Source organism: Haloplanus salinarum, assembly GCF_024498175.1.
In the GTDB taxonomy this organism is placed as follows: domain Archaea; phylum Halobacteriota; class Halobacteria; order Halobacteriales; family Haloferacaceae; genus Haloplanus; species Haloplanus salinarum.
Window position 1 is genome coordinate 2069829 of sequence record NZ_CP101823.1, and the last position, 16963, is coordinate 2086791.

The 16963-nt window shown below is 71.4% G+C and carries 19 protein-coding genes and 1 tRNA gene; 10 read left to right on the forward strand and 10 right to left on the reverse strand.

The genetic code is table 11. From position 1 onward, the window contains the following. The first annotated feature begins 122 nt into the window (after positions 1–122). Positions 123–320, forward strand: a complete 198-nt coding sequence (locus tag NO364_RS10770; RefSeq protein WP_157690750.1) for a DUF8029 family protein — start codon at positions 123–125, stop codon at positions 318–320. Here NO364_RS10770 and trpG read toward each other — a convergent pair. From trpG to trpD, 4 genes are read right to left on the reverse strand one after another with little or no spacing between them, the layout of a single operon-like run. Then, positions 317–952: an anthranilate synthase component II gene (gene trpG / locus NO364_RS10775; protein WP_257627492.1), complete on the reverse strand. Its 636-nt coding sequence runs from the start codon at positions 950–952 to the stop codon at positions 317–319. The genes NO364_RS10770 and trpG overlap by 4 nt on opposite strands. Further along, positions 949–2574 carry an anthranilate synthase component I gene (trpE, locus tag NO364_RS10780; protein ID WP_157690748.1) on the reverse strand — a complete coding sequence of 542 codons (1626 nt, stop codon included), beginning with the start codon at positions 2572–2574 and terminating at the stop codon, positions 949–951. Before trpE ends, trpG begins: the two co-directional genes overlap by 4 nt. After that, positions 2571–3212, reverse strand: coding sequence for a phosphoribosylanthranilate isomerase (locus NO364_RS10785; RefSeq protein WP_157690747.1), 642 nt, complete (start codon positions 3210–3212; stop codon positions 2571–2573). Before NO364_RS10785 ends, trpE begins: the two co-directional genes overlap by 4 nt. Next, complete coding sequence (trpD, locus tag NO364_RS10790) at positions 3212–4207, reverse strand: anthranilate phosphoribosyltransferase (RefSeq protein WP_157690746.1); 996 nt, start codon at positions 4205–4207, stop codon at positions 3212–3214. The genes NO364_RS10785 and trpD overlap by 1 nt, the downstream gene beginning before the upstream one ends. A gap of 247 nt (positions 4208–4454) precedes the next feature. On the opposite strand from trpD, the gene NO364_RS10795 reads away from it, so the two are divergent. Continuing rightward, a tRNA-Val gene (locus tag NO364_RS10795) sits at positions 4455–4529 on the forward strand. A gap of 237 nt (positions 4530–4766) precedes the next feature. Next, a complete protein-coding gene (locus tag NO364_RS10800) occupies positions 4767–4964 on the forward strand; it encodes a hypothetical protein (protein ID WP_257627493.1) in 198 nt (65 codons plus the stop codon). Positions 4965–5000: 36 nt separating this feature from the next. Here NO364_RS10800 and NO364_RS10805 read toward each other — a convergent pair whose 3' ends face one another. Together NO364_RS10805 and NO364_RS10810 are read right to left on the reverse strand one after the other, a co-directional pair. Further along, entirely contained in the window at positions 5001–5630 is a 630-nt protein-coding gene (locus tag NO364_RS10805) for a hypothetical protein (protein WP_157690744.1), read from the reverse strand. Between the two features lie 2 nt (positions 5631–5632). Next, positions 5633–6883, reverse strand: a complete 1251-nt coding sequence (locus NO364_RS10810; RefSeq protein WP_257627494.1) for an outer membrane protein assembly factor BamB family protein — start codon at positions 6881–6883, stop codon at positions 5633–5635. 138 nt (positions 6884–7021) lie between these two features. On the opposite strand from NO364_RS10810, the gene NO364_RS10815 reads away from it, so the two are divergent. Genes NO364_RS10815 through NO364_RS10825 form a run of 3 tightly spaced genes read left to right on the forward strand, consistent with a single transcriptional unit; the run spans position 7022 to position 9353 of the window. Next, positions 7022–7429, forward strand: a complete 408-nt coding sequence (locus NO364_RS10815) for a CBS domain-containing protein (RefSeq protein ID WP_157690742.1) — start codon at positions 7022–7024, stop codon at positions 7427–7429. A 45-nt stretch (positions 7430–7474) separates the two neighbouring features. After that, the gene (locus NO364_RS10820; protein WP_257627495.1) at positions 7475–8167 is read left to right on the forward strand and encodes a DUF4013 domain-containing protein; all 693 of its coding nucleotides are present in this window, start codon (positions 7475–7477) and stop codon (positions 8165–8167) included. Positions 8168–8219: 52 nt separating this feature from the next. Further along, the gene (locus NO364_RS10825; RefSeq protein ID WP_257627496.1) at positions 8220–9353 is read left to right on the forward strand and encodes a DUF63 family protein; all 1134 of its coding nucleotides are present in this window, start codon (positions 8220–8222) and stop codon (positions 9351–9353) included. Here the strand turns inward: NO364_RS10825 and NO364_RS10830 are convergent. Next, positions 9350–11044: a YcaO-like family protein gene (locus NO364_RS10830; RefSeq protein WP_257627497.1), complete on the reverse strand. Its 1695-nt coding sequence runs from the start codon at positions 11042–11044 to the stop codon at positions 9350–9352. The genes NO364_RS10825 and NO364_RS10830 overlap by 4 nt on opposite strands. A gap of 79 nt (positions 11045–11123) precedes the next feature. Beyond that, positions 11124–11942: a transcriptional regulator TbsP gene (tbsP, locus tag NO364_RS10835; protein WP_257627498.1), complete on the reverse strand. Its 819-nt coding sequence runs from the start codon at positions 11940–11942 to the stop codon at positions 11124–11126. 167 nt (positions 11943–12109) lie between these two features. Here tbsP and glyA point away from each other — a divergent pair, with 167 nt between their 5' ends. Together glyA and NO364_RS10845 are read left to right on the forward strand one after the other, a co-directional pair. Further along, complete coding sequence (gene glyA, locus NO364_RS10840; protein WP_157690737.1) at positions 12110–13357, forward strand: serine hydroxymethyltransferase; 1248 nt, start codon at positions 12110–12112, stop codon at positions 13355–13357. Positions 13358–13442: 85 nt separating this feature from the next. Further along, positions 13443–14474 carry a PAS domain-containing sensor histidine kinase gene (locus NO364_RS10845; RefSeq protein ID WP_257627499.1) on the forward strand — a complete coding sequence of 344 codons (1032 nt, stop codon included), beginning with the start codon at positions 13443–13445 and terminating at the stop codon, positions 14472–14474. 12 nt (positions 14475–14486) lie between these two features. Here NO364_RS10845 and NO364_RS10850 read toward each other — a convergent pair whose 3' ends face one another. Beyond that, positions 14487–14933 (reverse strand): universal stress protein, encoded by a 447-nt coding sequence (locus tag NO364_RS10850; RefSeq protein ID WP_157690735.1) that lies wholly within the window; start codon positions 14931–14933, stop codon positions 14487–14489. Positions 14934–15038: 105 nt separating this feature from the next. Between NO364_RS10850 and NO364_RS10855 the strand changes: the two genes are divergently transcribed. Beyond that, positions 15039–15923: a tetrahydrofolate dehydrogenase/cyclohydrolase catalytic domain-containing protein gene (locus tag NO364_RS10855; protein ID WP_157690734.1), complete on the forward strand. Its 885-nt coding sequence runs from the start codon at positions 15039–15041 to the stop codon at positions 15921–15923. Between the two features lie 64 nt (positions 15924–15987). On the opposite strand, the gene NO364_RS10860 is transcribed toward NO364_RS10855, so the two are convergent. Then, the gene (locus tag NO364_RS10860) at positions 15988–16701 is read right to left on the reverse strand and encodes a DUF7117 family protein (protein ID WP_257627500.1); all 714 of its coding nucleotides are present in this window, start codon (positions 16699–16701) and stop codon (positions 15988–15990) included. Between the two features lie 86 nt (positions 16702–16787). Between NO364_RS10860 and NO364_RS10865 the strand changes: the two genes are divergently transcribed. Continuing rightward, entirely contained in the window at positions 16788–16934 is a 147-nt protein-coding gene (locus NO364_RS10865; protein ID WP_199243676.1) for a hypothetical protein, read from the forward strand. Positions 16935–16963: the final 29 nt, after the last annotated feature.

Below are 16963 nucleotides of genomic sequence, written 5' to 3' on the forward strand. Positions count from 1 at the left end.
CACGTGGCGGACAGCCGGGAGAACGGACGGTCGTACGTATCCGATTTCTGATAGAGGAGATCGACGGACGGGACGAGGGGCCGCCCACAGACTTATGCATCCGCTGTGAGTCCGTATCGAATATGTCGCTCACGGCGCAGGTGGCGCTTCAGCTTGGCGGTGTCCTCGGCGGACCGCTTGGACAACTCCTCGCGACCATCGTCGCCGTCGGCGTCGTCATCCTGGTCGGCCGCGTCCTGTTGAAGGTGGCCTGGCGGCTGGTGACCATCGCCGCCGTCGTCGTCGGGTTGCTCCTCCTAGCCTCGCTGTTCCTGCTCTAGGCCGTCGCGTCCGGCGTCCGGGCCGCGCGCAGGAAGTTGTCGATCACGTCGTGGCCGACGGCGGTCAACACGCTCTCGGGGTGGAACTGGACACACTCGATGGGGTGCTCGCGGTGGCGGATCCCCATGACGAGTTCGTGTTCGCCCCCCTCGGCGTCGGCGTGGGTCGTCGTCGCCGACACCGCGAAGCAGTCGGGGACGTCCGTCGCCACGAGGGAGTGATAGCGGCCGGCGCGAAAACCCCCTTCGAGGCCGGCGAAGACCCCCTCGCCGTCGTGGTCGACGGGGTAGGCCTTGCCGTGGATCGGTTCCGGGGCGTGCCCGACCGTGCCGCCGTAGGCGTAGACGGCCGCTTCGAGGCCGAGACAGACCCCCAGGGTCGGTACGTCCGGGCTCACCTCCCGGAGGACCGCGTTGGTCACGCCCACGTCGCGGTCGTTCTTCGGGTGTCCGGGTCCGGGACTGACGACGATGGCGTCCGGATCGACCGCGCGGACCGCATCGAGGGTGGCGGTGTTTTTCAGCACCTCGACAGTGATCGGGTCGCCGGTCAGCGGATCGGGATGGTCCGAGATGTACTCGACGAGGTTGTAGGTGAACGAATCGAAGTTATCGATGACGAGGACCTTCATCGGCGCACCCCCGGGGCCGTCGTCTCGATGCGTTCGAGCGCGTCGAGGACGCCGCCCATCTTCTGTTCGGTCTCCTCGTACTCGCTCGCGGGGTCGCTGTCGGCGACGATACCCGCGCCCGCCTGGACGGTGATCCGGTCCTCGGCCCCGTGTTCCACCGTCGCGGTCCGGATGACGATGGCGAACTCGGCGTCGCCGGACCACGAGTAGTAGCCGACGCCGCCGCCGTAGACGCCCCGGGCGTCGCGTTCGAGTTCGTCGATGATCTCCATGGCGCGCACCTTCGGCGCCCCGGTGAGCGTCCCGGCGGGGAACGTCGCCCGCGTGGCGTCGAAGACGTCGAACGGCGGCGACCGCTCGCCGCCGGCGCCCGGATCCGTTCCGGTCGCGAGCGTCCCCGTCACCGTCGACTCGATGTGCTGGACGTGGGAGTATTTGAGCACGTTCATGAACTCCTCGACCCGGACCGATCCCGGCTCCGAGACGCGGCGCACGTCGTTGCGCGCCAGGTCGACGAGCATCGTGTGTTCGGCGCGCTCCTTGCCGTCGGCGAGCATCTCGCCGGCGAGCCGCCGGTCCTCGACCGGACCCGACCCCCGGGGGCAGGTGCCGGCGATGGGATTCGAGACGACCCGTCGGCCCCGCACCGACACCAGCGTCTCGGGGCTGGCGCCGACGATGGACCGATCGCCGTGGCGCAGGAGGTACATGTACGGCGAGGGGTTGACCGCCCGGAGCGACTCGTACAGCCCCAGGGGGTCGACCTCGCCGGTGAGTTCGCGCTTCCGGGAGATAACGCCCTGGTAGATGTCGCCGTCGAGGACGTGTTCCTTCGCTCGACGCACCGCGTCCTCGTACGCCTCGCGGGGGCCGGCCGTCTCGCCGGTCTTCACGAACCCGCCCGTCTCGGGCGCGTCGTGGGCCGCGAGGGCGCGCTCGACCGTCTCGGCCTCGTCGAGGAGGCGGTCGTGGACGGCACCGGGGTCCGCGCCCGGTCCGACGACCGGGGTGAAGACGAGTTCGACCGTCCCCTCGGCGTGGTCGAAGGCGACCGTCCGCGTCGTCAGGACGAACTCCGCGTCGGGGACGACGGGGTCGGGGCGCTCGACGCCCACCTCGTCGAGCCAGAGGTCGTAGACGGCGTCGTAGGCGAGGAAGCCGACCAGCCCGCCGTCGAGGTGCTGGCGGTCGGCGGCCGGGAACCCCACGCGGTCGACGTCGGGCAGGGCCGTCCGGAGGGCGTCGAGGACGTCGGCGTCCCCGCCGTCCGCGTCGAGGCCCGCCCGCTCGGCGAGCAGATCGGCCGCCCGGCCGCCGAGCGACTCGACGGTCACGTCGGTTCCCGTGACCGAGACGACGGCGTCGGGGTCGTAGCCGACGAACGAGTAGCGGGCGTGGCGGTCGGTCCCGCCGCCGGAGGTGAAGGCGCCCTCGGGGTCGCTGGAGGGGGTCTTCTCCGCGCTCTCCAGCAGGAACCCGTAGTCGCTGCGGTCGTCGAGGGCGGCGTAGGCCGACAGGGGCGTCGTCTCGACGTCGAGCGTGACCGCGAGGCGGGCGACGGCCGGCTCCGTGCGGCCGGCGAGGGCGTCGGCGAAGCTCGCCCGGTCCGTGTCGGGCGTCACGGCGACACCTCCACGCCGGCGTTGCGAACGAAGGCCCTGACCGCCTCGTGGTCCTTCTCGCCGCCGCGGCGTTCGACGCCGCTGGAGACGTCGACCGCGTAGGGACCGACCGTCCGGGCCGCCTCGGCGACGTTCTCGGGGGTCAGTCCCCCCGCGAGGACGACCGGCGTCGAGCAGTCGTCGACCAGGTCGGCGGCGGCGTCCCAGTCGTGGGTCTCGCCGGTCCCGCCCGCGCCCGACTCGGTCGTCGAGTCGATCAGGACGGCGTCGGCGACGCCGTCGTACCCGCGGACGCGGTCGGTGGCGGCCGCGTCGACGGCCGTGATCACGTCCGCGCGGGCCTCCCGGCGGACGTACCGGACGTCCTCGGCGTCCAAGTCGCCGTGAAGTTGGATCGCGTCGGGGGCGACGGCGCCCGCGAGTTCGACCGCACGCGCCGGGCTGTCGGGCATCGACACCAGCACGGTCGAGAGGAAGGGGGGCGCGGCCGCGACCAGGTCGGCCGCGCGGTCGGGGGCGACCTCCCGGGGCGTGTCGACGCTCACCTCGGTGATGATACCGACCGCGGCGGCGCCGGCCTCGGAGACCGCCCGCAGATCCGTCTCGTTGGTCACACCGCAGATCTTCGCCCGGACCATCACACACCCCGCAGGTCGTCGAGTTTGGCGGCGGCGGCGCCGGAGTCGATGGCCTCGCGGGCCGCGTCCACGCCGCCCGGCAGGTCGTCGGCGATCCCGGCGACGTAGAGGGCCGCGCCCGCGTTCGCGAGGATGATGTCGCGTTTCGGCCCCGTCACCTCGCCGGCGACGATGCCGCGGAGGTCGGCGGCGTTCGCCTCGGGGTCGCCGCCCGCGACCGCCTCGACGGGGGCCCGTTCCAGCCCCAGGTCGGCCGGCGTTAGCGTGTACTCGGTCACCTCGTCGCCGTCGACCTCGGCGACGGTCGTGGCGTCGTGGATGGCGATCTCGTCCATCCCGGCGCCGTGGACCACCATCGCCCGGTCGACGTCCATCCGAGCGAGCGCGTGGGCGAGGACGGGCACGAGGTCGGGGTCGTAGACGCCGACCACCTGCGCGTCGGCGCCGGCGGGGTTGGTCAGCGGCCCGAGGACGTTGAACACCGTGCGCATCCCCAGTTCCTTCCGCGGGCCGATGACGGCCTTCATCGCCGGGTGGAAGACCGGCGCGAGCATGAAGCCGATGCCGTCGCGCTCGATCGCTCCCTCCACGGCGGGCGGTTCGGCCTCGACGTCCACCCCGGCGACCTCGAGGACGTCCGCGCTGCCGGAGGTAGAGGAGACGGAGTAGTTGCCGTGTTTGGCGACGGCGGCGCCCGCGCCCGCAGCGACGATGGCGCTCGTCGTCGAGACGTTGATCGTATCGTAGTCGTCGCCGCCGGTCCCGCAGGTGTCGACCAGCGGCGACCGGTCGGGGGTGATGGTCCGGGCAGCGTCGCGCATCCCCTTCGCGAAGCCCGCGATCTCCGTCTCGGTCTCCCCCTTCGCCCGGAGCGCCGCGAGCAACGCCCCGATCTGGGCCTCCGTCGCTTCCTCGAAGACGGCCCGGGCCGCGTCCCGTGCCTCCTCGCCGCTCAAGTCCTCCCCGTCGGTAACGCGCTCGATATAATCCTGCATGGATGAACACCAGTGTATTAGTTCGGGTTACGATGAACAAATCTATACATCTTCATAAACCTATCGTCCGGCGGCCGTCGGCGGGGCGGGGGCGCGAAACGGCCCTCGACGCGGCGGGGCGGCCGAACCGCGGCCACCCCGATGCCGGCGTATAATTCCCCCGAAATCGCCGCGCCGGGCGGCGTTCCGAAAGGTTCAATTACCGGCCACCGGTACGTTGTGATGCGTCGAAACGCACGCAACGTCCGGGTTGGTGGTCTAGTCCGGTTATGACACCTCCTTGACATGGAGGAGGCCGGCGGTTCAATTCCGCCCCAACCCACTTCTGCCGACGCTACGCGAGGAGCGACGCGACGAGCCGGCGCCGGCGAACGGATCCGCGGATTCGAAGCAGGGAACGAAGCGAACTCCGTGAGCGAAGTGACCGTGGTGCAATTCCGCCCCAACCCACTTCTGACGACGCAACGACGACGAGCGAAGCGAGTCCTCGCGGTTCGATTCCACCCCAGCCGCTCTTTCGACCCCAAGGGTTAGCGGCGTGGCGGCGGTACGCCGACACGTGCCCGCCGATTCACGAGCGAGCTGGACGGACCCCGCGTACCTCGCGACCGTCGTCGGCGTCCTCGCGACAGGGGCGGTCGTGTTCTACAGTGCGACGGCCCGCTCCGGTCCGACCGTCGACGAGGTCGTGTTCGTGGTCCTCTCGATCACCGTTCCCGCCACCGTCGCGTACGAACTCGCGCGCCGGTGGGGATGAGCCGTGCGGTCGCGCCGTCGCGGTCCCGCCGAGCCGTCACCCCGCCCGCACCCAGAGGTCGCGGCCGACGACGACGACGGCCGCCGCCACGGGGAACGCGACGGGGAGGGAGCCGACGGGTCCCGTGTCGGCGCCGAGGGCGACGCTCGCGGCCACGACGAGGACGGGGAGGACGGGGCCGCCGACCAGCGCGGCGCCGAGGAGCGACCGGTCGCCGCGGAGGTAGCCACCGCCCCAGGCGAGCAGTCCCGGAATCAGGAGGACGAGCGCGAGCAGGCCGAGGGCGACGCCGAACAGCGCGTTCAGCGTGGCGGTCAGGTCGGCGGTCGCCCCGGGGCCGGTCGTCACGAGGATGACCGTCGCGAGCGTCCCGACGCCGGCGCCGGCGAGCGCCACGACCGCGGTCCAGCGCTGCCAGCGCGCCATCCGCTCCCGGTCGCGGCGAAACAGGGAGAGCAGACCCAGCAGTATCGCGAGCACCGCGACCAGCGCCACGACGGGGATGACCGTCCGCTCGACCCACAGCGCGCTGAACCGCGGCGGATCGAAGACGTAGGAGTCGGTGGGCACCGGACCGAACCAGCGGGTCGGAACGGCCGCGACGACGACGAGGAGGCCGCCGAGCGCGGTCAGCCCGCCGACGAACCGACGGTCGGGGGACCACACGGTCAGCCACCCCCGACGGCCACCACGGTGCCGTCTCGCGTCGCCGTGACGACGCCGCCGTCGAGGACCGCGGGCGACACCACGGGTTCGGCGCTGCGATACCCCCACGTCGCCTCGCCGAAGCGCGCGGTGAACGCGAGCAGTCGCGGGGGGGTCGGTCGGTCCCCCGCGTGCGACTGGATGGCGAAGGCGTGGTCGCCGGCGGCGGCGGTCACCGCCCCCTCGCCGACGAACGAACACCAGCGCGGGTCGGGGGCGCCGTCGCCGGTCCGGTCGAGGGCGAACGTCGCCTCGCCGGCCTCCCCCGGTCGTTCGACGGCGTAGACGGTCTCGGGGGTGACGACCGGGGTCGAGTAGGTGCGTCCCCCGCCCCGGTCGACGAGCCAGCGCTCCGTGCCGTCGTCGAGGGCGGCCCCGAGGATCCCCTCGCCGGTACCGACGTAGACGACCCCGTCGGCGACGGCGGGCCGGGACCGAGGGTCGACCGACGACGACCACAGGCGGTCGCCGGTCGCGGCGTCCAGTCCGCGCAGGTCCCCGCCGGCGACGACGACGGCGCCGTCGGCGACGGCGAGACGCGACCCGCCGTCCGTCGTGGCCGTCCACCGACGGCCGCCGCCGGCGGTGTCGAGCGCCGCCAGTTCGTCACCGGTGGGGACGAACACCGCCCCGTCGGCGACGGTCGGCGACGCGGTGGGGACGACCCCGGTGGCTCGCCACCGCTCGGTCCCGTCGTCGGTTCGGAGGGCGACGACGCCGTCGGCGGTGGGGACGTACACGGTGCCGGAGCGGACGACCGGCGGCGCGGGCGTCGCGCCGTGGCCGCCGGCCGACGTCGTCGCGGGCGAGAGGTCCCCGTATCGCCACTCCTCGCGGCCGTCGCGGAGCGAGAGCGCGAACGCGCCCGCGCCGGTCGTGAGGAAGACCCGGCCGTCGGCGACCGCCGGCGGACTCACGTCGGCCGTGACGCCGTCGACCGTCGGGGCGGAGAGCGTCGTTCGCCAGCGGAGCGTCGGGGCGTCGGTCGGCGGCCGGCGGGACGGCGCGAACCCGGTGTTGGCGGGGTCGAACCGGGGCGCGGGCCAGTCGCCGCCGGGGAGCGAGTCGAACCCCCGATCGGCCTCGCCCGTGCCGAACGTCGTCGACGGCGTCGGCGTGTCGTCGTCCGGACACGACGACGAACAGCCGCCGAACCCGGCGACGACCCCCGCCGAGAGCGTACCGAGAAACGTCCTGCGTTCGATGGAGGGCATCGGTCGTCTATTGTGACACCTCCGTGAAAGGTGTCTCGGATCGTTGCAGGCGGAGAGAGACCGGGGGACCACGCGGCGGGCGACGGCCACGCGTCGACCATGGTAACCGTTATGCCAGTACATGTCCTACGTCATCACATGACAGAGACGCTGGTCAAAGAGGCGATGACCACGCCGATGCTCACGCTGGACGCGGAGGCGACCGTCGACGAGGCGTCGCGCGGGATGCTGGAGGCGGGGATCAAGTCGCTCGTCGTGGTCGGGGAGGCTTGTCGCCCGGAGGGCATCTTCACCTCCACGGACGTCCTGCAGGTTGCGGCCGACGGCCGGCCCACCGACGAGGCGACCATCGGGGAGTACATGACCTCGCCGGTGAAGACGGTCGACCCCGACACCTCGCTCTCGTCCGTCGGCCGCCGGATGGTCGAGGAGGAGGTCAGCCACCTCCCGGTGACCGACGCCGACGGCAACGGGGTGGGGATCCTGACGACGACGGACGTGACCGAGGCGCTGTCGGCGGCCGAGTTGCCCGCCGGATCGACGTAGCGTCGCCGCACGAAGAGTTACGGCCCGGCAGGGCCGTTCGTTCCTATGGCCATCGACCTCGAACGGCTCGTCCGGTACCCCGCGAACTCCGAGGAGTGGGCCACCATCCTCCTCGTCGGGGGCGTGCTGACGGCGCTGTCGGTGTTGATCGTCCCGGCCGTGCTCCTGCTCGGTTACCTCCTCCGGGTCCTCCGTGCGGGCATGGCCGAAGCGGCGGAACCCCCCGGGTTCGAGGACCCACGAACGCTCCTCTACGAGGGGACGGTGGCCTCGATCATCGTCCTCGTCTACCAGTTCGTCCCCCTGTTCGTCGCGACGCTGACGGTCGGGGGGACGGTCCTGGCGGTCCTGACCGGCGTCGAAGTCGGTGTGGTCCCGGGGCTGGTCGGTCTCCTCGGGGGGCTGGCGCTCGCCGCGATACTCGCCGTGGTCCTCGGCTACGTCACCCTGATCGGCCTCGCCAACTACGCCCACGAGGGTGACCTCCGGGCGGGGTTCGACCTCGGCGTGTGCCGCGCCGTGGCGTTCGACGGCGCCTACGCCGTCCCGTGGCTGTACGGCGTTCTCCTTCTCGTCGCCGGAAACGTCGTGGCGGGAGTCCTTGGGTTCGTCCCCGTCGTCGGCGTGCTGGCCGTCTTCTACGCACAGGTGGCGGCGGCCTGGGCCTGGGGCAAGGGGTTCGCCGACGCGACGGGTCTCGACGACGCGCCGGAGCCACAGGGGACGGCCACGGGGTGAGCGCCGACCGAGGACCACAACCCTGAAGCGCGGCGCCGTCGGGGTCTTCGGTATGGCTACCGTCGCGGAACGCCTCGGCGTCGAACCGGCGCGGCTCTGGCTCGGGTCCGTCCTCGCCTTGCTCGCCGCGCTGATCGGCGGGTCGCTCGTCTTCCCACGCGCCGTCTACGACGGCTTCGTCTGGCACTACTTCTGGGGACCGGTGCAGGCGGACGCCAACGCCGCCGTCTGTGCCATCCGCGAGGGCGGCACCACGCGCTATCTCTACGACAGCGCGGCGTGTTCTGCGGCGGCCGAACCGGTCGCCTACCCGGGGTACACCCTCGTCTCGGAGGTCGGCTACGTCGTCGTCCTCCTGATCGCTCTCGCCGGGGTCGTCTTCCTCTTACAGCGACTCGAGATCGGCTCCGACCGCAGCCTCTTTTTCTCGCTCCTGCCGTTCGTCTTCTTCGGCGGCGCGCTCCGGGTCGTCGAGGACGTGACCGACGCCCCCACCGAGTCCGTGATCACCTACCCCCTGAACACCCTCCTCATCAGCCCCATCATCTACTTCACCGTCTTCGCGGTGACGCTGCTCGCCTTGCTCGCGAGCGTGACGCTCGAACGGAAACGGGTCGTCGAGCGGTACACCAGCCCGCTCGTCGGAATCGGGTGTGCCGTCCTCGTCACGACGCTCGCCTTCCTCCTCTGGAGCGCCGTCGTCCCCGGGGGTCCGGGCACGTTCTACCCGCAGGTGCTCGTCGTGATCCTCGCCGGGGCGACGGCCTTGGCGGGCCTCGTCTGGTGGCTGCTCGAACGGTACGCGCCGGCGGTCAACGCGGGCACCGGCCGCATCGGTGCGGTCGTCATCTGGGGACACGCCGTCGACGGCGTCGCCAACGTCGTCGGCCTCGACTGGATGGTCGCGCTGGGTGCCGGGACGAACCTCGTCCCCAAACACCCGGTCAATCGCTTCATCGTCGACGTCACCGCGTCGACCCTGCCCGCCTCGGTGCTGGCGATCACCGGAGACACCTGGCCCTTCCTCGTCGTGAAACTCGTCGCCGCGACGCTCGTCGTCTGGCTGTTCGACGAGCAGATCTTCGAGGAGAGCCCGCAGTACACCATCCTCCTGCTGGTCGCCATCCTCGCGGTGGGGCTGGGTCCCGGGACCCGCGACATGCTCCGGGCGACCTTCGGCGTCTAGGGGTACGGGTGGAACGGCCGGTCGAGACGCGGTTCGTACCCTAGGTCCCGCGGGACGGTCTCGGCCCGGTCGCCGAAGTAGGGGTCGTCGACGAACAGGGGTTGGGCCTCGGGAGAGAGGACGCGGACCGCCTCGAACCCGAGGGCGGCGACGTCGGGGGTGGTGAGCCGCGCGGCGAACGTCGAGAGGCCGGCGTCGGCCGCCCGCTCGACCACCGCGTCGAGTTCGGCCTCGCCCGTCGGCACGGGGTCGGGACCGACGCTCGCCGCCGGCACGCCGTCGTCGGCGTCGGTGAACGCCCGCGTCTCGGGCGGCCGGTCGGCGTACCGGCCGATGGCGCCCTCCTCGGCCGCCGCGTCCTCGGGACCCAGCGCCCGCAACTCCATCCAGTTCTGGAGCGCCTCCGCGAGCGCCGACCGCGCCGCCGCCCCGGCGTCCAGGTCGGCGGCCGAACCCAGGGCGAAGCGGGGCCACGCCCCCTCGCGGTGGACCGCGACGGCGACGACGGGCACGTCGACGTCGCCGGTGACCAGGACCGGCGACACCGACAGCCGTTCCGCGCGGGCGCGGTCGGCGAGCGCCGCGAACCCCTCGTCGTCGACGGCGAGCCCCAGCGGTTCGTACGTCGAGTACCACGCGCACATCGTCGCGTCACGCTCGATCACCTCGTAGAGCCCCGAGCGAAGCGCCTCGGCGCCGCTGCTGCCGAGTCCCAGCCCCGTGGTGATCGGCGGACGGTGTCGCTCCGTGGGCGGCGGGTAGTGGACGAACTCGGCTGGCAGGGAGACGGCCTCGCCGGTCCGCAGGTCCGTCCCCGGCACCCAGGGAATCGGGGCGTCGGGGTCGACCGTCGCGTCGTCGGGGCGGACGAACGCCGCCGGCGAGACGCCGTCCGCCCGGGCCGCGGGGGGCGCCGTCTCGAACGACGCCTCCCGGTAGGTTCCGGCACAGTAACGCTCCAGTCCCTCGCCGAGGGCCTTCATGAAGGCGTGGTCCCAGTCGTCGTCGACGCCGGCGGCGTAGGCCGCCGCGCGGGCGTCGCTGTAAACGGTCGTGTCGGCCGTCGCGGCGATGTAGTACGGTGCGGGGAACGACTCGCGCTCGCCGATCCGAGTGAGTAGGCCGACCCGGTCGTCGACGGCCCGCTCCGCCCGAGCGAGGGCGTCGTCGAGGGCCACGTCCCGGAATTCCGTCCGGAGGGTCCGGTCACGGTCGTCCGGCTCGGGCACGGCGAACAGACGCCGCTCGTCGCCGGGTACCTCGACGACCGTGCCCGCGAGGTCGGCCCCGGCGAGCAGGGAGACGGCGCGGCGGCCGGCGACCGCGCCGGCGAGGCGGACGGCGCTCCGATCCCCCGAGGGCGTGCCGTCGGCCCCGTCGTCGGCGTCGGCGGTCGACGCCACCCGGGCCCGCAGGTCGCGGTAGCCGACGCCGTCCGCGAGGACCGTCACCGCGGCGTCGAGGTCGGGGACGGCCCGGCCGCCGAGGCCGCCGATCTCGACGGCCAGCCAGTCGGTCGCCGCGTCGTCGGCCGTCCCGAACGCCGGGGCGCCCGTGGGCGCGATCACGACGCCCAGGGGGTAGGCCCCGAGTTCGTCGGGCGTCGTCGCCGTCGCCGTCGCGTCGATGTCGTCGAGGGCGGCCCGGACCGATTCGGCGGCCGGGCCGCTTCCCGCGATGCCGATCTGCATGGGACGGCCGAGGCCCCCCGGCGGCAAAAGTGATCGGGAGTCGGCCGGGTCGGGAGGGCGGCGGGCCCGACCGGCCCCGTCAGGCGGAGTGGTTGAGGGTGACGGCGGCGAGCTCCGCGGGCGTCACCCCGTCGAAGCGGTCCCCGTGGAGTTTCAGGCGGAGTCGGGGACGACCCACGTCGATGGGGACCTTCTCGGTGCGGATCAGCCCCTCTTCCTCGAGGGTGGTCTTGGTTCGCGAGAACGTCGCCTTGCTCGCGATTCCCACGTCCTCGCCCCACTTGCTGATGTCGTAGAGGAGGACGTCGTTGTGGGCCGCGACCAGAAGCGTGAGCGTCACCTCGTCGAACTGGGAGGCGGCGTCGCGGGCGTCGTTCAGGGCATCGAGGGCGGCGTCGAAATCCTCGCGGACGTCCTGCCCGATCTCCTCGGCGAGGGTCTCGCGGACCCGCGAGAGCGGGGGCGTCCGCAGGTCGAACGTCGGGGCGGGGTCCCACTGGGCGCCGTAGGTCTCCCGGACCGCGTCGACGAACGCCGTTTCGTCGCCGCCGAGGGCGGCCACGCGGTCGCCGACGGAGACCAGCGCCCACACCGCCGTCTCGGTGACGACGAGCGTGTTCGTGCTCCCGGTGCCGCCCGCGCGCATGGAGAGGGTGTCGGCGGCGACGTGGTCGGCCGCGTTGCTCGCGACCACGAAGTCGTCCATCACGTCCTTCAGCAGGGCCTCGTCGGCCAGGATCCGGATCGACGGCGGGTCGCTCGCCGAAGTGGTGACGGCCATCAGTGCCCGTACCGCCTCCGCCGTCGGATCGACCAGCAACAGTTCCTCGGCCGACTCGAAGACGGTCTCGAGTATCTCCTCGAACACCTTCCCGTGCAGGTTCGCCCCGGCGACCATGGCCCCAATACCGGCAGGTCCGTATTAATTTTAACGACGAGCGGTGCTCGTAACAGAGTAATTCCCGCCTCTACGTCGGCTTAATTTTTCCTCCGTGGGATGTGGCACCGTCGATCGACGGGACGGCGGAGAGACAGGTTTATGCGTCGCTTGTGCCGGAAGTACGTATGGAACACGAACACGTCCGCGAAGCCGATCCGGCGGTGGCGACGGCGCTCGCCGACGAAGTCGACCGCCAGCGGAACACGCTCTCGATGATCGCCTCGGAGAACCACGCGAGCAGGGCCGTCGTCGACGCCCAAGGGAGTGTCCTGACGAACAAGTACGCCGAGGGGTATCCGGGCGAGCGCTACTACGCCGGCTGCGGCCCCGCCGACGCCGTCGAGGAACTGGCCATCGAGCGCGCGAAGGAGCTGTGGGGCGCCGACCACGTCAACGTCCAGCCCCACAGCGGATCGCAGGCGAACATGGCCGTCTACCTCGCCACCCTGGATCCCGGCGACAGGATCCTCTCGCTCGAACTCGAACACGGCGGCCACCTCAGCCACGGGCATCCGGCCAACTTCGCCGGCCAGCTCTTCGAAGTCGAACAGTACCGCGTCGACCCCGAGACCGGCTACCTCGACTACGAGGGGCTGGCCGACATCGCGGACGAGTTCGACCCCGACGCCATCGTCTCGGGCTTCTCCGCCTACCCACGGACGGTGGACTGGGAGCGGATCGACGCCGTCGCGGACGCCGTCGACGCCTACCACGTCGCCGACATCGCCCACATCACCGGCCTCGTCGCTGCGGGCGTCCATCCCTCGCCCGTCGGGATCGCCGACTTCGTCACCGGCAGCACCCACAAAACCATCCGAGCCGGCCGCGGCGGGATGATCATGTGCGGCGAGGAGCACGCCGACGCCGTCGATAACGCGGTGTTCCCCGGCGTCCAGGGCGGGCCCCTGATGCACAACGTCGCGGGCAAGGCCGTCGGCTTCGGCGAGGCCCTAGAGGACTCCTTCACCGAGTACGCCGAGCAGGTCGTCGCGAACGCCCGCGCGCTGGGCGAGACGCTCGCCGACGCCGGCCTCACGCTCGTCTCCGGCGGGACCGACACCCACCTCGTGTTGGTCGACCTGCGTGACTCCCATCCCGACCTCTCCGGCGGCGACGCCGAGGCGGCCCTCGAATCGGCGGGGATCGTCCTCAACGGGAACACCGTCCCCGGCGAGACGCGGTCGCCGTTCGACCCCAGTGGGATCCGTGCCGGCACCGCCGCCCTCACCACCCGCGGGTTCGACGAGGCGGCGATCCGCGAGGTCGGGGACCTGATCGTCCGCGTCCTCGACGCCCCGACCGACGAGGCCGTCCTCGCGGCCGTGAGCGAGCGGGTCGACGAACTCTGTGCGGCCCACCCGCTGTACGAGTAGCGTAGTCCCGCCGAACCGTCGCCCTCTATCGACGTATATAGCGCTCCTAGTAACGGATATATCTCCGTCTTCCGACGAGTTTGTAATGACGTGCCGGACCGGCGCGATACTCCGAGCGGCGTACGACGACCTCCACGTCGGCATCGTGTTGTACGATCCCGATACCGGCGCGGTGCTGGACGCCAACGACAGACTGGAGTCGATCTTCGGGTTCACGACCGGCGAACTGCGCGACCTGTCGGTCGGGACCTACACCGCGAACACACACTCCTTTTCCGCGTCGGAGTTCCACGAGCGCCTCCGCGCGAGCGCCGACGGGGAGCCCCAATCGTTCGTCTGGCGGGTGAAACGCGGCGACGGGGAACTCGTCTGGGTCCGGCTGCACCTCTCACGACGGGCGGACGGCCTCGTCCGCGCGGAGGTGCGTGACGTCACGGACTCGTATCACACGCAACGCCGGGAGGAGCTGTTCTGGCGACTCCTCCGACACAACCTCCGAAACGGGGCGAACGTGCTCACGGGCCACGGCGAGCGGATCGCTACCGAGGCGGAAACCGAAGGGGTGCGCAGGTCGGCGGCAGTCGTTCGCGACACGGCGGGCAACCTGGGTCGGATGGCGGAGTCGGTCACGGAGATCGAACGGGCGATGAGAGGGGAAGACGGGGGACGGCGACGACCCGTCGCCGACGCGATCCGGGAGGTGGCCGACGACCTGGCGGTCGACCGTCCCGCGGCGACGGTCGAGATCGCGGAACGCGAGCGGATGTGGACGGTCGTCGACGACGCCTTCACCCACGCCGTCGCACACGCGCTCGAAAACGCCGTCTTCCACGCCGATCGGTCGGGGCCGGTCGTCGACGTCGCGGTCGGCCCGTCGCCGAACACCGGCCGCGTCGAGATACGGATCGAGGACGACAACCCCCCGATACCGAACGCCGAACTGCGCGCGCTCGACGACCGCGCGGAGACGACCACCACGTCCCACGGATCGGGCGTCGGGCTGTTCGTGATGAAGTGGTGCATCGAGTCGCTGGGCGGGGAACTCGCCATCGGGAGCGACGATCACCGCGGGAACACGATCCGGTTCTACCTCCCGCCGAAGGCACCGTCCACGTAGCCCCGGCGGGGATCACTCGACCGGCGTCTTGACCACCACCACCGGTTCGTCGGCGAGGCGGACCACGCGGTCGGTGACGCTGCCGAGCAGGCTCCGGTACTCCTCGGGGTGTCGACGGGTCCCGAGGACGATCAGGTCGACGCCCTCCTCGCCGGCGTAGTCGACGATCTCCTCGTGGGGGCGACCGTGTCTGAGCGTCTCGATCACCTCGACGCCGTGCTTGGCGGCGCGATCGGTCACCGCCGCGAGCGCCTCCTCGCCGACCTCCTCGAGGCCGTGTTCGGGGCCCTCGCGTTCGTCGACGTACTCGTCGCCGCTGTAGGCGGAGTAGACGTCGCTGTCGACGATGTAGAGGGCGTGAAGCATGGCGTCGTGGAGGTCGGCCAGGCCGATGGCGTGTGCGGTCGCGTCCTTGGAGGCGACGCTGCCGTCCGTCGCGAGCAGGATGTCATCGTACATATGGGAGGGTTGGCGGCCGCGTGTGAAAAATCCACACCGTGGCTCCCGGCGGCTGCGACTGCGGCAAACGGTGACTTGAATAGCACACGGAGACCCGGTTCGGGTATGACCGACGTTATCGACGGCGACGCCGTGGCGGCGGACGTCCGTGAGGGACTGGCCGACGCCATCGGGACGCTCGACGACGCGGGCGTCACGCCCACGCTCGCCACCGTACTGATGAGCGACGACCCCGCGAGCGAGACGTACGTCTCGATGAAACAGCAGGACTGCGCGGAAGTGGGGATCGAGGCACGGGACGTGGAACTCGATCCCGAGGCGCCCGCCGAGGAACTGTTCGAGACGGTCGCGGACCTGAACGCCGACCCCGCGGTGAACGGCATCCTGGTCCAGATGCCCGTCCCGGACCACGTCGAGGACCGGGACGTGATCCGCGCCATCGACCCCGCGAAGGACGTCGACGGCTTCCACCCCGAGAACGTCGGCCGACTGGTCGCCGGCGACCCCGTGTTCAAGCCGTGTACCCCCCACGGCGTCCTGAAACTCCTCGACGCCGCCGGCGTGGAGACCGAGGGCGCCGACGTGACCATCGTCGGTCGATCGAACATCGTCGGCAAGCCGCTGGCGAACCTGCTGCTCCAGAAGGCCGACGACGGCAACGCGACCGTGACGGTCTGTCACTCCCGGACCGAGGACGTCTCCGAGAAGACCCGGCGGGCGGACGTCGTGATCGCCGCCGCGGGCGTCCCCGAACTCGTCGACGGATCGATGCTCACCGACGGTACCGTGGTGATCGACGTGGGCGTCAACCGCGTCGAGCGCGACGGCGAGTCGACGCTCGTCGGCGACGTGGACTTCGAGAGCGCGAAGTCGAAGGCGCGGGCCATCACGCCCGTACCCGGCGGCGTCGGCCCGATGACCCGCGCGATGTTGCTCTACAACACGGTGAAGGCGACGAGCCGACAGGCCGAGGTGCCGGTCGACCTATAGTAGCGATTGAAACTGTTTGCACAGCCGACCGTACGCAGTACTGCGATCGGCTGTGTAATGACTTTCAATCGCTACTATACCGTAACCGGTCGCGGGCGGCCGCGAGCGCCGTCTCGTCGTCCTCGCGGAGGTACGTGCCGATCTCACGGGCCGCCGTCACGAGCGACTCGGCGTCCGACGGCGATACGTCGCCCTGGAGCGCTTCGATCCGCTTGATCCGCTCGCGGAGGGTTCCGAGCGCCCGTCGGGCCTCGGAGTCGGGGTGTTCGTCCAGCCACGCCAGCAGGTCGTCGCGGTAGGCGTCGGCGGCGTTCGCGTCGCCGAGGCCGCGGGCCGGGGCCAGCGCGTCGGTGACCGCCGACGGTCCCGGCCGGCCCCCACCGTCGGCGTCGCGGAGGAGCGCGAGGACGTAGGCGTGGTCGGCGTCGGTCGGGGACCGGAGGCGGTCGAAGGCGTCGACGACCTGCAGGAGCTCGGCGGCGGCGACGAGCGTCTCGTCGAGCGGGCGGAGCTGCCCCCCGTCGACGAAGCCACGGCGGCGGACGTACGTCCGCAGGTCGCGCTTGCAGTCGTCGACGACGTCGTCGAGTCTTCCCTCGGCCGCGGCGGTCCGGTACGGCGTCAGATCGAGCGTCGCCGGCGAGTCGGTGTGGAGGGAGCGGTCGTCGACGCCGACGCTACGGAGGCTCTCGCAGTCCGGACACGCCACGCTCCCCGTCTCGTAGTACGACCACCGGTAGCCACAGTCCTGGCACTCCCGTCGGCCGCGAACCTTCATGCCCGTCGTTCGCCGGGCGGCGACAAAAGGCCGACGCTCGGCCGGCGGCCGGGGGATACAGGTGGCCGGCGCCGCCACACGAGACCATGCGAGACGAAACCGAGGTGCGCGAGCAGTACGAGTTCCTCCGGGAACAGCTCGACGACGACGAGATGCGCCACGAGGGCGTTCGGGAACTGTTCACTCACTACAAGCGGGCGCTGGGCTGGGTGTTGGAAGAGGAACACATGTGAGGCCGAGGCGGTACATTTATATCTCCCGG

What these genes read in the sequence shown, in the direction of transcription:
- NO364_RS10770 (WP_157690750.1), top strand. Translation starts at nt 123, where the DNA reads ATGTCGCTCACGGCGCAGGTGGCGCTTCAGCTTGGCGGTGTCCTCGGC.
- trpG (WP_257627492.1), bottom strand. Translation starts at nt 952, where the DNA reads ATGAAGGTCCTCGTCATCGATAACTTCGATTCGTTCACCTACAACCTC.
- NO364_RS10785 (WP_157690747.1), bottom strand. Translation starts at nt 3,212, where the DNA reads ATGGTCCGGGCGAAGATCTGCGGTGTGACCAACGAGACGGATCTGCGG.
- trpD (WP_157690746.1), bottom strand. Translation starts at nt 4,207, where the DNA reads ATGCAGGATTATATCGAGCGCGTTACCGACGGGGAGGACTTGAGCGGC.
- NO364_RS10810 (WP_257627494.1), bottom strand. Translation starts at nt 6,883, where the DNA reads ATGCCCTCCATCGAACGCAGGACGTTTCTCGGTACGCTCTCGGCGGGG.
- NO364_RS10815 (WP_157690742.1), top strand. Translation starts at nt 7,022, where the DNA reads ATGACAGAGACGCTGGTCAAAGAGGCGATGACCACGCCGATGCTCACG.
- NO364_RS10820 (WP_257627495.1), top strand. Translation starts at nt 7,475, where the DNA reads ATGGCCATCGACCTCGAACGGCTCGTCCGGTACCCCGCGAACTCCGAG.
- NO364_RS10825 (WP_257627496.1), top strand. Translation starts at nt 8,220, where the DNA reads ATGGCTACCGTCGCGGAACGCCTCGGCGTCGAACCGGCGCGGCTCTGG.
- NO364_RS10830 (WP_257627497.1), bottom strand. Translation starts at nt 11,044, where the DNA reads ATGCAGATCGGCATCGCGGGAAGCGGCCCGGCCGCCGAATCGGTCCGG.
- tbsP (WP_257627498.1), bottom strand. Translation starts at nt 11,942, where the DNA reads ATGGTCGCCGGGGCGAACCTGCACGGGAAGGTGTTCGAGGAGATACTC.
- glyA (WP_157690737.1), top strand. Translation starts at nt 12,110, where the DNA reads ATGGAACACGAACACGTCCGCGAAGCCGATCCGGCGGTGGCGACGGCG.
- NO364_RS10845 (WP_257627499.1), top strand. Translation starts at nt 13,443, where the DNA reads ATGACGTGCCGGACCGGCGCGATACTCCGAGCGGCGTACGACGACCTC.
- NO364_RS10850 (WP_157690735.1), bottom strand. Translation starts at nt 14,933, where the DNA reads ATGTACGATGACATCCTGCTCGCGACGGACGGCAGCGTCGCCTCCAAG.
- NO364_RS10855 (WP_157690734.1), top strand. Translation starts at nt 15,039, where the DNA reads ATGACCGACGTTATCGACGGCGACGCCGTGGCGGCGGACGTCCGTGAG.
- NO364_RS10860 (WP_257627500.1), bottom strand. Translation starts at nt 16,701, where the DNA reads ATGAAGGTTCGCGGCCGACGGGAGTGCCAGGACTGTGGCTACCGGTGG.
- NO364_RS10865 (WP_199243676.1), top strand. Translation starts at nt 16,788, where the DNA reads ATGCGAGACGAAACCGAGGTGCGCGAGCAGTACGAGTTCCTCCGGGAA.